Source organism: Herbiconiux sp. FW305-C-125 (genome assembly GCF_058783455.1).
Genome location: NZ_JBYSYO010000001.1, coordinates 1,070,008 through 1,084,581 on the forward strand (window position 1 = coordinate 1,070,008; position 14,574 = coordinate 1,084,581).

General features: G+C 69.7%; 13 protein-coding genes. 5 read left to right on the plus strand and 8 right to left on the minus strand.

The genetic code is table 11. The features are described 5' to 3' along the window. Positions 1-212 precede the first annotated feature (212 nt). The 5 genes from AC3WLB_RS05530 to AC3WLB_RS05550 all read left to right on the plus strand — a co-directional run bounded on the left by AC3WLB_RS05530 (position 213) and on the right by AC3WLB_RS05550 (position 5,689). On the plus strand, positions 213-1,709 hold the full coding sequence (locus tag AC3WLB_RS05530; RefSeq protein WP_492503992.1) for a sugar ABC transporter ATP-binding protein: 1,497 nt from the start codon (positions 213-215) through the stop codon (positions 1,707-1,709). Further along, the gene (locus AC3WLB_RS05535) at positions 1,706-2,803 is read left to right on the plus strand and encodes an ABC transporter permease (protein ID WP_492503994.1); all 1,098 of its coding nucleotides are present in this window, start codon (positions 1,706-1,708) and stop codon (positions 2,801-2,803) included. The genes AC3WLB_RS05530 and AC3WLB_RS05535 overlap by 4 nt, the downstream gene beginning before the upstream one ends. Beyond that, the gene (locus AC3WLB_RS05540; protein ID WP_492503996.1) at positions 2,800-3,597 is read left to right on the plus strand and encodes a helix-turn-helix transcriptional regulator; all 798 of its coding nucleotides are present in this window, start codon (positions 2,800-2,802) and stop codon (positions 3,595-3,597) included. Before AC3WLB_RS05535 ends, AC3WLB_RS05540 begins: the two co-directional genes overlap by 4 nt. A gap of 77 nt (positions 3,598-3,674) precedes the next feature. Beyond that, positions 3,675-4,841 carry an LLM class flavin-dependent oxidoreductase gene (locus AC3WLB_RS05545; RefSeq protein ID WP_492503998.1) on the plus strand — a complete coding sequence of 389 codons (1,167 nt, stop codon included), beginning with the start codon at positions 3,675-3,677 and terminating at the stop codon, positions 4,839-4,841. A gap of 5 nt (positions 4,842-4,846) precedes the next feature. After that, positions 4,847-5,689 (plus strand): flavin reductase family protein, encoded by an 843-nt coding sequence (locus AC3WLB_RS05550; protein ID WP_492504000.1) that lies wholly within the window; start codon positions 4,847-4,849, stop codon positions 5,687-5,689. A 78-nt stretch (positions 5,690-5,767) separates the two neighbouring features. Here AC3WLB_RS05550 and AC3WLB_RS05555 read toward each other — a convergent pair whose 3' ends face one another. Genes AC3WLB_RS05555 through AC3WLB_RS05590 form a run of 8 tightly spaced genes read right to left on the minus strand, consistent with a single transcriptional unit; the run spans position 5,768 to position 14,570 of the window. Continuing rightward, positions 5,768-6,820: a 2,3-butanediol dehydrogenase gene (locus AC3WLB_RS05555; RefSeq protein WP_492504002.1), complete on the minus strand. Its 1,053-nt coding sequence runs from the start codon at positions 6,818-6,820 to the stop codon at positions 5,768-5,770. 17 nt (positions 6,821-6,837) lie between these two features. Further along, entirely contained in the window at positions 6,838-7,704 is an 867-nt protein-coding gene (locus AC3WLB_RS05560) for an amidohydrolase family protein (RefSeq protein ID WP_492504004.1), read from the minus strand. Between the two features lie 25 nt (positions 7,705-7,729). Next, positions 7,730-8,188, minus strand: coding sequence for a PaaI family thioesterase (locus AC3WLB_RS05565; protein WP_492504006.1), 459 nt, complete (start codon positions 8,186-8,188; stop codon positions 7,730-7,732). After that, positions 8,185-8,652 carry a MaoC family dehydratase gene (locus AC3WLB_RS05570; RefSeq protein ID WP_492504008.1) on the minus strand — a complete coding sequence of 156 codons (468 nt, stop codon included), beginning with the start codon at positions 8,650-8,652 and terminating at the stop codon, positions 8,185-8,187. The genes AC3WLB_RS05565 and AC3WLB_RS05570 overlap by 4 nt, the downstream gene beginning before the upstream one ends. Next, the gene (locus AC3WLB_RS05575; protein ID WP_492504010.1) at positions 8,649-10,388 is read right to left on the minus strand and encodes an AMP-binding protein; all 1,740 of its coding nucleotides are present in this window, start codon (positions 10,386-10,388) and stop codon (positions 8,649-8,651) included. The genes AC3WLB_RS05570 and AC3WLB_RS05575 overlap by 4 nt, the downstream gene beginning before the upstream one ends. Continuing rightward, on the minus strand, positions 10,385-11,803 hold the full coding sequence (locus AC3WLB_RS05580) for an MFS transporter (protein ID WP_492504012.1): 1,419 nt from the start codon (positions 11,801-11,803) through the stop codon (positions 10,385-10,387). Before AC3WLB_RS05580 ends, AC3WLB_RS05575 begins: the two co-directional genes overlap by 4 nt. A gap of 49 nt (positions 11,804-11,852) precedes the next feature. After that, positions 11,853-13,568, minus strand: coding sequence for an FAD-dependent monooxygenase (locus AC3WLB_RS05585; protein ID WP_492504014.1), 1,716 nt, complete (start codon positions 13,566-13,568; stop codon positions 11,853-11,855). A 33-nt stretch (positions 13,569-13,601) separates the two neighbouring features. Further along, positions 13,602-14,570, minus strand: coding sequence for a LysR family transcriptional regulator (locus AC3WLB_RS05590; protein WP_022897869.1), 969 nt, complete (start codon positions 14,568-14,570; stop codon positions 13,602-13,604). Positions 14,571-14,574: the final 4 nt, after the last annotated feature.

A 14,574-nucleotide genomic window follows, 5' to 3' on the forward strand; every position in this document is an offset into this window, starting at 1 on the left:
TGATGAGGCCCCACGGTAGGTCAGCCCGGACTGAAAGCACTATGAGATAGTTCGACCGGCATCGATAGCCAAAGCCGTCAGGATGCTCGACGCCGTTCCATCGCTGTTCGACTATCGTTGCCTGGCGAATTTCGAAAGAGACCTCTGGGTGCTCTTCCCCTACAGTCGGTCCAGCAGCAGCACGCTGATCGACCTCACTGGAGAGAGCGCGGATGAGTCACCTGAGCCTGACCGGCATCACGAAGTCGTTCGGTGGAGTCCACGCCCTCCGCGGCGTGGAGTTCCAGCTCTCCGAGCGCGGCAGCGTGCACGGCCTGATCGGAGCGAACGGCTCCGGGAAGTCGACGCTGCTCGGCGTGCTCTCCGGCCAGCTGAGCCCGGATGCCGGCACGATCACGTTGCACGGCGAGCGTGTGGAGTTCCGCGACCCCGCCCACGCGCTCGCGCATGGCATCGCCATGGTGTCGCAGGAATCCGCTCTCGCCCCGCATCTGTCGGTGGCCGAGAACATCCTGCTCGGCCGTCGCCTGAGCCGGTCGTGGTGGGGCATCGACTGGACGTCGACCCGTCGTCGTGCCACCGAGGTGCTCGCGCGCCTCGATCTCGACCTCGACCCCGCGATCGCGGTGTCGCGCCTGCGGCCCGACCAGCGGCAGATGGTGGAGATCGCCCGAGCGCTCTCGATCGAGACGTCGGTGCTCATCCTCGACGAGCCGACCAGCTCCCTGAGCGACGACCAGGTGCGGTCGCTGTTCGCCGCAGTGCGCCGTCTGAAGGGGCAGGGCGTCTCCACCGTCTTCGTGAGTCACCGTCTCCCCGAACTCTTCGAGCTCTCCGACGAGATCACCGTGCTCCGCGACGGACTCACCGTCGCCACCGGACCCACAGGGGCGTTCGACCAGACCACCCTCGTGGATGCCATGGTCGGCCAGGCGGCCACGCGCCGACGATCCAGTCCGCCCGGCCGCCGCGGGCCGACACCGGGAGCCGCTCCGCTCATCGAGGTGCAGAAGGCGAGCTCGGCCCGTGCCTTCACCGACGTCAGCCTCACGGTGCAGGCGGGCGAGATCGTCGGTCTAGCCGGACTCACCGGCGCCGGACGCGGTGAACTCCTCGAGTCCCTCTTCGGTGCGCGCCCCTTCACCGGCCAGGTCTCGCTCAACGGCACACCCGTGACCGGGGCGCGACCCGAGGAGGCGATCTCGGCGGGTGCCGCCTACCTGCCGCCCGACCGCAAGACCGACGGCGTGGTGCTGCAGCGCAGCATCGTCGACAACCTCCTGATGGTCACCACCCGTGACCGGCGGCGCCTCGGCGCCCCTCGCGCGGCGGACACCGCGCTGGCCGCGACGTTGGCGAAGCGGATGTCGATCAAGGCGCCTGATCTCCGCTCCCCCGTCGGATCGCTGAGCGGCGGAAACCAGCAGAAGGTCGCCATCGGCAAATGGCTCGGCGCCGGCAAGACGGTGCTGCTGCTGGACGAGCCGACCCGCGGCGTCGACATCGCCGCGAAGCAGGAGATCCACTCCTTGCTGCGCGACGCCGCCGACCAGGGCACCGCGCTCCTCGTGAGCTCCTCGGAGACCGACGAACTCCTCGAACTCTGCGATCGCATCCTCGTCATGCACGCGGGCGTCATCGTCGCCGATGTCGCTGCTGCGGATGCGACCGAACCCTCGATCACCCGCCTGGCTGGAGGCCACCTATGACCATCGAATCGACGACCGCCGCACAACCGGCCCTCTCGCGCCTCTGGGCGGGCACGCGATTGTTCCGGCCGGTGCTGTTCCTCGTGATCGCCATGCTGGTGTTCTTCGCGGTCACGCAGCCGGTCTTCTTCACGGCGGGCAACATCGCGAACGTACTCACCGCGGCGGCGCCGCTCTGGGTGGTCAGCATGGGGATGACGCTGGTCGTGATCACCGGCGGCGTGGACCTCTCGGTCGGCGCCACCGCCGCTCTGGCCGGCATCTTCCTCGCCAAGACCATCGAAGCGGGCCTGCCGGCGTGGCTCGCGCTCCTGCTGAGCGTGGTGTTCGGCGCCGTCGTCGGCGCTCTGGCCAACGGACTGTTCATCGGCTGGCTGCGCCTGTCGTTCTTCGTGGTGACGATCGCCTCGATGACGACCCTCACCGGCATCGTGAACCTGTGGTCGAACAGCAAGTCGTTCTATCTCACCGATCCGCTGTTCGCGCAGCTCTCCGGCGGCTCGCTGTTCGGCATCCCGTATCCCGTCTGCGTGATGATCGTGGTGTTCGCCCTCTTCCTCTACCTCGAGCGCCGCACCTTCTTCGGCCGCGACGTGTTCGCGGTGGGCGGCAGCTTCTCGGCCGCCCGCCTCTCCGGCATCAACACCACCCGCACCATCGTTATCGTCTACGCCATCTCGGGCGCGCTCGGCGCCGTGGCCGGCGTGCTCTCCAGCTCCCGCGTGGGGGCCGCCACGCCCCAGGTCGACCCGAGTCTGCCGCTGCTGGCGGTGGCCGCGGTGCTCCTGGGCGGCACGAGCCTGCTCGGTGGGCTCGGCAGCGTGGTGGGCACGGCTCTGGGCGTGCTGTTCATCGGTCTGCTGCAGAACGGGCTCAGCATCGCCGGCATCGCGAGCTTCTGGCAGCAGGTGATCACCGGCGTGATCCTCGTGGCCGCGGTGCTGGGCGACCGCATCTCAGCGCGTCGCCGGCCGTCACGCCGGCAACGCGCCGCCGATGCCCTCGCGCAGGCGGATGCGCAGGCCGAGGCCCGCGCGGAGGTCGCGGCCGACCCGGTGCTCGCCACGAAGACCGAAGCCACCGGGGCACGATGACGACGGCGTCCGGTGCGCTCGATCGTGACGTGCTGACCTCGGCCGACTACGACCGCATCTTCGGCGTGCTGGCTGACTGCGACACCGCGCGCGACCTCCGGAGCTTCCGCGAGGCGCTCCTGGAGTCGCTCGGGCGACGATTCGGCTTCACCACGACGACCTTCTTCACCGGGTCGTCGTTCGCCGCGATCTGGACCGACCCCGATCCGCTGGAGACGCGGAGCTCGGTGGGCATGCTCGCGCCCTATCAGGACGGTTGGTACAAGAACGAGGTGTTCTCCACGGCGGCAGCGGTGACCCTGCTCCGCCGCACCCGGGTGGCCGGACTCGGCGAGCTCGGCCGGCTGCCGCATCCGGCGCAGGACTATCTCGACCGCTACCTCTACCCCGGTGGTTTCCACGCGGCCACTGCGCTCCATCTGGACGCTGGAGGGGGCCGACGGGCCGTCATCGGGATCTTCAAATCCAAAGCCTCCGTGCGCGAGCAGCAGGAACTCGCCGCTCTCCGGCGCCTCGCCGGGCCCTTGAACGGCCTCAGCCGGGCGCTCGCCACCGACGAGCCCGACTCCTCGCACGACCGCTTCTCCGCACTCGCCCCACGGCAGCGGGAGGTCGCACGCCTGATCGCCGCCGGCCACTCGAATGCCGAGATCGCGACGCTCCTCAACCTCACCGAAGGCACGGTGAAGAAGTATGTGAGCGCGATCCTCGACACCACCCGGCTCCGGTCGCGCACACAGCTCGCCTTGCTCGTGAACACTCGCGGCGACCGGGCCGTCCGGCCGCACTGGTAACTTTCGACCACTTCTGCGACCCCGTCCGCTCATCCGACACTGAAGAACCCACGACGACGTGAAGAAATGGAGTCACCATGACGCGCTTGCGTTTCGGAATCGTGCAGACCCCCCTGCACTCCTCGAAGATCAATCCCACGCTGGCGATGCGCCAGGACATCGAACTGATGCAGCACCTCGACCGGCTCGGCTTCGACGAGGCCTGGATCGGTGAGCACCACTCCGGTGGCAGCGAGATCATCGGCAGCCCCGAGATCTTCATCGCGGCCGCCGCCGAGGTCACGACCCGCATCAAGTTCGGTTCGGGAGTGACCTCGATCAGCTACCACAACCCGCTCTGGGTCGCCGACCGCTTCGTGCAGCTCGACCACCAGACCCGCGGCAGGGTGATGCTCGGCGTCGGGCCGGGTTCGCTCCCCTCCGACTCCTCGATGATCGGGCTGACCCCCACCGACACCCGCGAACTGCTCTCGGAGAACATCGACATCATCCTGCGGCTGCTGCGGGGCGAAACGGTCACGGCCACCACCAAGACCCACACCCTCGTCGACGCCCGGCTGCAGCTGGCACCGTACTCCGACCCGCTCTTCGACATCGTCGCGGCCGGCGTGGTGTCGCCCACCGGGCCGCGACTGGCCGGGATGCACGGTCTCGGCCTGTTCTCGATCGGCGCCACGATGACCTCCGACGGTTTCGACGCGCTCGCCCACGCCTACGGTATCCAGGAGGAGCGGGCCGCGGAGTACGGCAAGACCGTCTCGCGCGACCAGTGGCGCCTGGCGACGCTGTTCCACCTCGCCGAGACCCGCGAGCAGGCCTACAAAGACGTGGAGTACGGGATCGAGGAGTGGTTCCGTTACTGGCAGAACGTCGTGGCCTTCCCGCAGATGGCGGTCGAGGGCGACAACGTGCGCGAGATGATCGACTTCATCAACGACAACGGCATCGGCGTGATCGGCACGCCGGATGACGCGGTGAAGCAGATCGAGCGCCTCGAGAAGCAGACCGGCGGCTTCGGCGCCCTGCTCGTGTTCGGCAACGACTGGGCGAACCGGGCGGCGACGTTCAATTCCTACGAGCTCTTCGCCCGCCACGTGATGCCGGCGTTCCAGGGCCATCTCGCCGCGGCGGCCGCATCCAAGGCGCACACGGCGGCCCTGCGCGACGAGCAGACGAAGCAGCACCTGGCGGCGATCTCGCACATGACCGAGAAGTACGACGCCGAAGTCGCCGCGAAGGCGTGACGGCGATGATCATCCGGATCGGGAGCCCGGCGGAGCCGGCCGACGTGGACCTGATCGAAGCCGGGGTCTTCGATCGATTCCATGTGGAGGCCGAGCAGGGCACCACACGCTCAGAGATCGACCTCGCCCTCCGGCGCGCGTCGGCCGGCTCGTTCGACGAGGGCACGGCCGAGCCCGTCATCCACGCCGGCTGGCTCCGGCACCAGGGCGACGGCGACGCTGCTTGGGAGAACTCGTTCGACGCCATGCTCGCCTTCGCGGAGTCGAAGGGCTGGTACTCCCCCGACGCGGGCACCGTTCAGGCGCACGTCGAGTACCGGCGAGCCCCTGGGCTGAGCGCCGACGAGTTCCGCGCGGCGTTCCGCGGTCACCCGGCCGGGGTCGCCGTCATCACGGCCGACGACGGCTCGGGGCCCGTGGGCCTCACGGCGACCTCGGTGTTCTCGGTGAGCGCCGAGCCGCCGCTCCTGGTGTTCTCGGTCTCGCACCTCTCGTCGAGCACCCCGACCATCACGGCGTCGGAGTCGGTCGTGGTGCACCTTCTCGGCTCACGCGATCTCTGGGCAGCGCAGCTCTGCGCCACGAGCGGCATCGACCGATTCGCGGACACCTCGCTCTGGAGCCGCCTGCCGACGGGCGAACCGTACTTCCCGACGGTCTCCCGGTGGCTGCGGGCCGAAGTCGTGTCGACCTCGGTGGCCGGCACGTCGACGATCGTGGTCGTGCGGGCCCTCGAGAGCGGGTCACGTGCCGAGGACGAGCAGCAGGGCGAGGCACCGCTGGTGTACCACAACCGCACCTGGCACGCGCTCACCGAGCACTCCGAGCTCGAGGTGCGCGCGGGCTGACGCCTCCGCACCCGTCGCAGCGACGACACGACAATGGCCGCCTCTCGATGAGGCGGCCATTGCCGTTCGGGCATCCGTTCACGGATGCACGAGGATCTTCACCTCGGTCTCGTTGTTCTGGATGAGCCGCTCGAACCCCTGCTCCACGACGTCGTCGAGGGCGATGCGACTCGTGATGAGCGGCTCCAGGTCGATCGACCCCTCCTGGATCAGGGCGATCACGGCGGCGTGGTCGTGCGCGTACGCCATCGACCCGCGCAGGGTGATCTCCTTGATCACCACGCGCTCCATGTCGACGGCCGCCGGCGCCGTCCAGACCGAGACGTTGACGATGGTGCCCGTGGGCTTCACGGCATCCATCAGCATGTCGAGGACGGGCTGCACGCTCGTGCACTCGAACGCGACATCGGCTCCCTTGCCGTCCGTGCGGCGGCGCACCTCCTCGGCGACATCCGTCCCGGTCGGGTCGAACACGGCGTCGACGCCGATGACGCGCGCCTTCTCCTTGCGGGCCGGGTTGATCTCCGAGACCAGCACCGTCAGACCTTTGGCCTTCAGGATGGCAGCGGTCATCAGACCGATCGGCCCCGCACCGCCCACGATGGCGGTCTGGCCCGGCTTCGCGCCGCTCCGGGTCACCGCGTGGTGCGACACCGCGAGCGGCTCGATGAGGGCGGCCTGATCGAGCGGGATGTCGCCGATCGGGTGCACCCACTTGCGGTCGGCGACCACCTTCTCGCTCAGTCCGCCGCCGCGGCCCGCGAGCCCGACGAAGTTGGTGTCGGGCGAGAGCTGATACTCGTCGTCCGGCCCCATCGGCACGTCGTCGCGGATGATGTACGGCTCGACGACGACGTTCTGGCCCACCACGAGGTCGGTGATCCCCTCACCCACGGCGCTGATGGTGCCGGAGAACTCATGGCCCATGACGATGGGCGGCTCCTCGCCGGAGATCGGATGCGGATGGCCGGGGTGGGGAATGAAGTTCGGCCCCACGAGGTACTCGTGCAGGTCGCTGCCGCAGATTCCGCACCAGGCGATGTCGACCATGACGGCGCCGGGGCGGAGTTCGGGTTCGGGAACGTCTTCGACGCGCAGGTCTCGCGCGGCGTGGAAGCGGGCGGCTTTCATGGTGTCTCCATTCGAGTTCAGGACGGGTGGTCGGTGAGGCCGAGTCGGGCTGCCGCTTGCGGGAAGACCCGCAGGAAGTTCTGCCACATGATGTTCTCGAGGTCGTCCTGCGGCATGTCGGAGGCCTGCAGCTCGTGCAACACGGAGGGCGTGTTGTAGAGCAGCGGCTGGGCGTAGGAGTCGGTGCCGAAGAGGAGGCGCTCCGACCCGAAGCGGCTCACGAACTCGTCGAGCGGCCGCAGCAGGGGGAAGCAGATGGCGGTGTCGAACAGCACGTTCGGGCAGCGCTCGGCGATGTCGAAGAGGTAGCGGATCTGCGTGGCCCCCGAGAAGCCGTCGAGGGCGACGAGGGTGGCGTCCGGATGCGCGGTCGCCAGATCCAGGAGCGACCACGGGGCCTCGAGGCCCGACTCGCTGAACAGATGGAGGTAGCAGGGCAGCCCGCGTTCGGTGGCGAGGTCGATCAGCACGTGCATCCGCCGGTCGGACAGCGCCACCCCTTGGTAGCGGGTGTGCCAGGCCAGGCCGTCGATCTGCAGCTCGTCGACCAGCCGGGTCACCTCGGCGCGGCACAACGCCTCGCGATGCAGCGGCTCGACCGTGCCGAGCGCGATGGGGAACCGGCTCGGCAGGCTGTCGCGGTAGGCGGCGATGCCGTCGTTGAGTGCGCGGGTGTTGGCGATGCCGTCGCTGCGGTCGTACTGGAAGCCGGGGATGACGCAGGCCGCCGCCAGGCCGAAGTGGTCGAGCATCGCGGTGTGCACCTCGACCGGTCGGATGCTCGTGCCCTCAGCCGTGGCGCCCGCCTCCCCCATGCCCAGGGCGAGTTCGCCGACGTGGTGGTGGGTGTCGATGATGTGGGCTGTGGTTCGGGCGGGGCTCATGGCCGCTCCTTTCGGGCGAGGCGGATCAGGCTATGCGGGGGTTGCGGAACACGGCGGTGGCCGAGGCGATCAGTCGATCGTCGCAAGTGATCTCGCCCGACACGAAGCTCATCGTCTTCGTGCGCGCGGTCACCCGCGCCGAACCCAGCACGGTCTCGCCGAGCGACGCGGCGCCGATCATGCTGCTGGAGAGCTGGATCGTGATCGGATGTCCCTGCTGGCCGGCCCCGAGCGACCGTTCGACCTCGGCGCCGAGCGTGAAGTCGAGGAGGGTCAGGATGAGCCCGCCGTGCACGGTGCCGTTGGGATTGACGTGGGCCGGGCGGACCGTCAGACGGATGCTCACCGCATCCGGTCCGACCCGCCACTCGATGCCGCCGACGTGGTCGAGGAACGTGCCCTCCTGGCCGATCGGGCCATACTCACTCATCGGGCTCTGCTCGCTCAACGGGTTCTGCTCGCTCAACGGGTTCTGCTCGCTCATCGGGCTTCTCCTTCGGTGATCAACACGATCCAGTCGGCCACCATGGCCGGGCGCTCCGAGCCCTCCCGCTCCAGCACACACCCGAGAACGAGCCGGTATCCCGTTTTCGTCTCCTCGAGCGAGTTCAGCGTGAGCGCGAGCCGGAGGGGGTCGGCGGGGGTGACCGGGGCGGTGAAGCGCACCCGGTCGAGGCCGTAGTTCGTCCAGCGCTCGGCCAGGCGCACGGCGTAGCACTCGTTGGCCAGACCGGTCACGAGGCTGAGCATCAGGAAGCCGTGCGCCAGCACGTCGCCGAACGGGCTGTCGGCCTTCGCCCGCTCGCGGTCCAGGTGCACCCAGTGCTCGTCGCCGGTCAGCACACCGAAGGCGGCGATGCGCTCGGCGGGCACCGTCGTCCACGCGCTGTGACCGAGCACGGTTCCCACGTGCTCGGCGAGGTCGCCGGCCGACTCGACGGTGATCATGAGGGCTCCTTCGCGAGAACGGAATCAGGGTGGTACAGGGCGTCGATCAGGTCGGCCGAGGCGCTCCGGAACAGTGCCGGCTTGAGCAGCCCCTTCGGCGAGAGCAGTTCGGCGGCGGGTTCGGCCGTCAGAACGGCGGCCGCACGAATGAGGTTCGTCTGCCCCGACGTGGTCGCGTTGTGAGCACGGACGACGGCGTCGACATCGACCGCAGCGCCGTCGGCCAGCCAGAACACCGCGACGAGATGCGACCGGTCGGGGCCCGCCACGACGACGTCGCGCACCCCCGTGCCGCCCGCGGCGAGCAGGCTCGAGCGGAGCCGATCGACATTCACCCAGGAGCCGTTCGCGAGCTTGAAGTCGTCGGCGATGCGTCCGTCGAAGCGGATGCCCCGGCCGGGATCGTCCTCGTCCACCAGCACGCCGGCGTCGCCGGAACAGTAGAAGCCGTCCGCATCGAACACCGCGGCGGTGCGCTCGGGCTCCCGCCAGTAGGTGGGCATCACGCTCGGACCCTTCACCCGCAGCTCGAGGTTGCCGGCCACGGGCACGAGTCGCACGGTCACGCCGGGCAGCGGCGGCCCGACCTGACCGGGCTCGCTGTCGGCGGTGTGCACCGTCGTCGCCGCCGGGCCGACCTCGGTCGATCCCCAGCCCGTGAGCACGGGCACCGGGTCTTCGCGCACGGTCAGCGACAACTCGCGCAGCCGGTGGAAGGTGCCCATCGGCATCGCGGCTCCGGCGGAGAAGAGCGCGTCCGAATGCCCGAGGAGTGCTCGGCGGAACTCCGGGTCGGCCTCCAGCGCGGGCAGGAGCGCCTGGAATGTGGCGGGCACCGCGGCGTGGAACGTGGGCGAGAACTCTTTGATGGAGGCGATCGTGCGGCCCAGGTGCGCGGGGCGGCCGTGGGCGTCGTCGATGTGGAGCGTGCCGCCGCCGAGGAGCACCATGTCGATGTTCGCGTTGCCGCCGAAGGCGTGGTTCCAGGGCAACCAGTCCACCAGCACGGGCGGGTGGTCGGTCACGAACGGCCACACGTCGACGGTGGCGCGCATGTTGCTCACGAGCATCCGGTGCGTGTAGACGACCGCCTTCGGCGTGCCGGTCGACCCGGAGGTCAGCAGCAGCTTGACGGGGTCGTCGTCGCGCGCCGCGTCGAGCAGATGCTCGGCGAGTGCGTCGGGGTCGTCGGTGCTCGCGGCATCCTGCGCGCCGGCGGGCCGGATGCCCGTCACGGCGACCCGCGCATCCGGAAGTCCCGCGTGGAGCGCGGGATCGGGCACCACGATGAGCGCGGGGTCGACCAGATCGAGCACTCCGGCGATGCGACCACGATCGGCACCGGGGCGCAGATACTGCGGCGCAATCGGTGCCCACAGCGCGCCCACCAGCATGGCGGCATGACCGCAGACGAACGACTCGATGCTGTTGGTCGCGATCACCGCCACCCGGTCGCCGGGGCGGATCCCCCGTTCCGTCAGGGCGGCCGCGGTGCGGGCGATGGCCGACCAGGCGCTGGCGTAGTCGAGCACGCGACGCTCCCCGGCCTCGACCTCGGTGAGCAACGCCGTCTGCGGCGTCTCGCGTGCCCACCGACGCAACCAGTGCAGGGTGGTCACCGGCGCATCCGAGAGCCGCCGGCGGGAACGGAGCTCAATCACGCCGCCGGGCAATCGATCGATGTCGATCTCGGGTTCGCTGAAGGGCGGCATCCTGCCCATCGAGCCCGAACTCACCGCGCGGCCTTGTCGGGAACGGGTTGGGCGACGCGGCCGTGCCGCGGAGTGGCCACGCCCGTCGGCGCATCACCGGCAACAGCTCCGGCGCTCGAGCCGGCCGGCGCCTCGACCGCGCGCTCCTTCGAGAGCAGCAATGCGATGATGCTGAGCACGGCGACGCCGGCGATGAACCACACGATGGGCGACACGTCGCCCGGGTTGCCGGCGATGAGGGCGGTGAGGATGAGCGGACCGAAGCCGCCGCCGATGGTCGCCGCGATCTGGTAGCCGAGCGAGAGCCCGGTGAAGCGCGAGCCGGTGTGGAACCGCTCGCCCATGAAGGCCGCCAGCGGGCCGAAGGTGGCGCCGATGGCGACACCGTTGATGAGCGCGAAGGCGAGCAGCGCGCCCCAGGCGGTGCCGGTCTGGAGCAGCGCGAAGAACGGCCAGACCAGCACGGCACCCGCGATCACGCCGCCGATCATCACCGGGCGACGCCCCACGCGGTCGGAGAGCGCGGCGAAGAAGAGCTCCCCCACGATGCAGACGAGCGACCCGGCCGAGGAGATGAAGAGCACGCTCGAGGTCGTCAGCCCGTGGGTCGCGCCGTAGGTGATTCCGAACGCGCCCGAGAGGGTGAACGAGAGGAACGGCGCCAGGAGCGCCACGAAGGCGAGGATGAGGGTGCCCGGCCGGCGCAGCACCTCGACGAGGGGCGCACGCACCTTCTCGGTGGTCTCCTCGCGGCGGCGCTTCTCCTCGACGAACAGCGGCGACTCGGAGACGCGCACGCGGATCCAGAGGCCGAAGATCACCAGCACGGCGCTGAGCGCGAAGGGCACCCGCCAGCCCCAACCGAGGAACTGGTCCTCGGGCATCAGGGCGAACAGGGCGAGAACGACCCCGGCGAGCAGCGACCCGGTCGGCTGACCCGCGGTGGCGAAGACCGCCGCGAAGCCGCGCCGCCGGGGGTTGGCGTGCTCGAAGGCCATGAGGGCGGCCCCGCCCCATTCGCCGCCGACCGACAGTCCCTGCACGATGCGGAGCACGATCAGAAGGATCGGTGCGAGCACCCCCGCCTGGTCGCGGGTGGGCAGCACGGCCATCAGCGCGGTGGCGATGCCCATCATGCTCATGGTCAGCACCAGAACCGACTTGCGGCCGACCCGGTCGCCGAAATATCCGAAGATGATCGCGCCAAGCGGGCGCACCACGAAGCCCACCGCCAGCGTGGCGAAGGCGGCGATCGTGGCGATGGCGGGCGGCAGGTCGTTGAAGAACAGCCGGTTGAAGATGAGCCCGGATGCGGCGGCGTAGAGCACGAAGTCGTAGTACTCGATCATGCTGCCGACGTAGCTCGAGGCGAGCACGCGCCGAAGCTCGCGGCCGTCCTCGCCGATGTACATCGGAACCTTGGCTTTCGTCGTGCTCATTGTGATGTCTCCTTTGATCTCCATGAGCGGATGGTGCAGGGGCTGACGGTCACGCCGCGCCGACCTCGCTGGGCTCGCGCGCCTCGGTGCGTCCCGACCCGAGGAGTTGGGCGAACACTGCCTCCAGATCGTCGGGACGCTCGCCGCTGTAGGCGATGTACAGGTCGGGACGCACGAGGACGGCCGGCGCGTCGATCACGCCCTGCGCCTCCTCGGCGTCGAGGGCGAGCACAGTCAGCGTGACGGCGGCGCGTTCGGCGGCGGCGAGGTACGTTGCAGAATCGGTGTCGCCAACGGTGATCAGCGTCCAGTCGCGGCCGAGCGCATCGAACAGCGACGAGCCATCCGTTCGCCAGAGGTGCGGCAACCGCGAGCCGGCGCGCACCGACGGCGTGTAGCTGTCGATGGCGGCGATCGCGGTGCCGTCGACGGACTCGGGCGGCACGATCCCGGCGGAGCGCTCGTACCGCGAGCCGAACTGCACCCCCTGGCTGTGCCACTGCTGGCGATCGATCAGCTGGATGAGCCGGCCGGCCTCGGCGCGCAGTGCTTCCCCGCGCTCGGTGGCGGCGTGCAGCTCGGGATCGCGGCCGATCGCCGACATGTCGCGGTCGATCTTCAGAGCCGCCCGCGAGGTCGCCTCGCCGACCGACTGCCGCTCGGCCTCGTAGTCATCGAGCAGGGCATCGGTGCCCGCTCCCGAGAGGAGCGCGGCCAGACGCCAGCCGAGGCCGACCGCATCCGCGATGCCGGTGTTCATGCCGAAGCCGCCGAGGGGAAGCCACAGGTGCGCCGCGTCTCCGGCGAGCGCGATGCGGCCCTGCCGGAAGGAGTCCGCAACCAGGCGGCGCGGTGTCCACCGGATGACCTGGAGCTTCTCGTGGGCGATCGGGCGGCCGATCGCCGCCTCGAGCACCCGATCGGGGTCGAGGTCGTCGGGTTCCATCCCCTCCGGCACCCGGGCGTGGCAGAGGAACAGGGATTCACCGTCGAGCTGCAGGAACGAGCCGCGGAGTTCGGGGCCGTACCACCAGTACATCCAACCCGGATCCTTCAGCAGCGGCACCAGCTCCTCGGAGCGGAAGTAGATCGACAGGCGACGCTCGGCCGCCTCGGAGTCGCCCTGAAGGCGAGCACCGATGGCGCGGCGCAGCACGCTCGTGCCGCCGTCGCAGCCGGCCGCATAGCGGCCGCGCACCGTGCGCGTGCCCCCGGTGGCGGTCTCGGTGAGCACGATCGACACTCCCTCGCCGTCCTGTTCGGCGCCGGCCGCCTCCCAGCCGCGCAGCACGGTGACGCTCGGAAGCTCGGCGAGGCGCTCGGCGAGCAGCGGCTCGAGGAAGATCTGCGAGATGCGGTGCTGCGGTTCTGGGGTCGGCCACTCGGCGAACTCGACGGCCGTTCCGTCGAGCACCGCCTGACTCGACGAGAACTGGAACCGGGTCAGTTCGTACGAGTCGAGCGTCGTGACGTACACGACGTCGGTGGCGTGTTCGAGCGGCAGTCCGGCGCGACGGATGCGGTCGGCGCTGCCCTGCCGACGGAAGTACTCCATCGAGCGGGCGTTCGTCGTATTGCACCGGGGATTGGTGGTGGTCTCGGTGGCCTTCTCGACGACGAGCGTCTTCACTCCGCGGAGGCCGAGTTCGGTGGCGAGGGTCATTCCGACCGGTCCGGCTCCGACGACGACGACGTCCCAGACCGCTGCGGCGGACTCGGCACCGAGTGCGCTGGTGGATGAGGTGGGGTTCTGGCTTGTCAACACCGCATCACGGTAAGACGCGGTCGGCCGATAGCACTATGACGTAATTGCGCCACCATCGATAGGCGAATGGATAGGGGTCGCATCCCCGAGCCGGTCCTCGATCACGGAGCGCAACTCGTCCAGGAGGCGTTGCTGCAGGGGCGTGAGCCGGTTGCCGGTGCGTCGCACGATGAACAGCTTGTCCCGGATCGGCCGCCCGGTGACGTGCACTTCGCGCACCGCGCCGGCCTCGATGTCGGCCTGCACCGACGCGCGCCAGAGCATCGCCACCCCGATGTCGGCGGCCACCGCCTGCTTGATCGACTCCGCGCTGCCGAGCTCGATCTCCACCCGGCGGTCGGTGACGCCGATCGAGGCGAGCGCGTTGTCCTGACTACGCCGGATGGCCATCCCGCCCGGCGGGCAGACGAAGGGCAGCCTCGCCAATTGTTTCGGCGAGACGGTGTCGGGAATGGTGGTGTTCGTCGCGGCCGCGATGACGGCCCACGGCGGTTCGGCGACGAGCTCGGAGTCGAATGCCCGCGAGTCGAGCACGGCGCCGGTGGCGACGATCGCGAAGTCGTGGCGGCCGAGCCGGGCCTGCTCCAGCGCGGTCTCGACGGCGGAGATTTCGAGCCGCACCGAGACACTGGGGTTGGCGATCTTGAAGTCGATGACCGCCGGGGTGAGGATGCTGTTGCCGACGGTGATGCTCGCCCCCACCGAGACGAACCCGGAGAGCCCGTCGGAGAGATCGGCCAGATCCTTCTCCAACTCGACCCGGCCGCGCAGCACCTCGTTGGCCCAGAGCAGGGTGCGCTCGCCGGCCTCCGTCAACGCGATGCCCCGGCCCTCGGGGTGGAACAGCTTGGCGCCGACCCGCTGCTGCAGCGAGCGCAGGTGCGCGCTCACGACAGGCTGGGAGATGTAGAGCTCCTCGGCCGCCCGCCGCACGCCGCCGAGTTCGGCGACCTTGCTGAAGACTTCCAGTTTCTGGAGTGAGATGCGGTTGTCGGGTGACATGGGG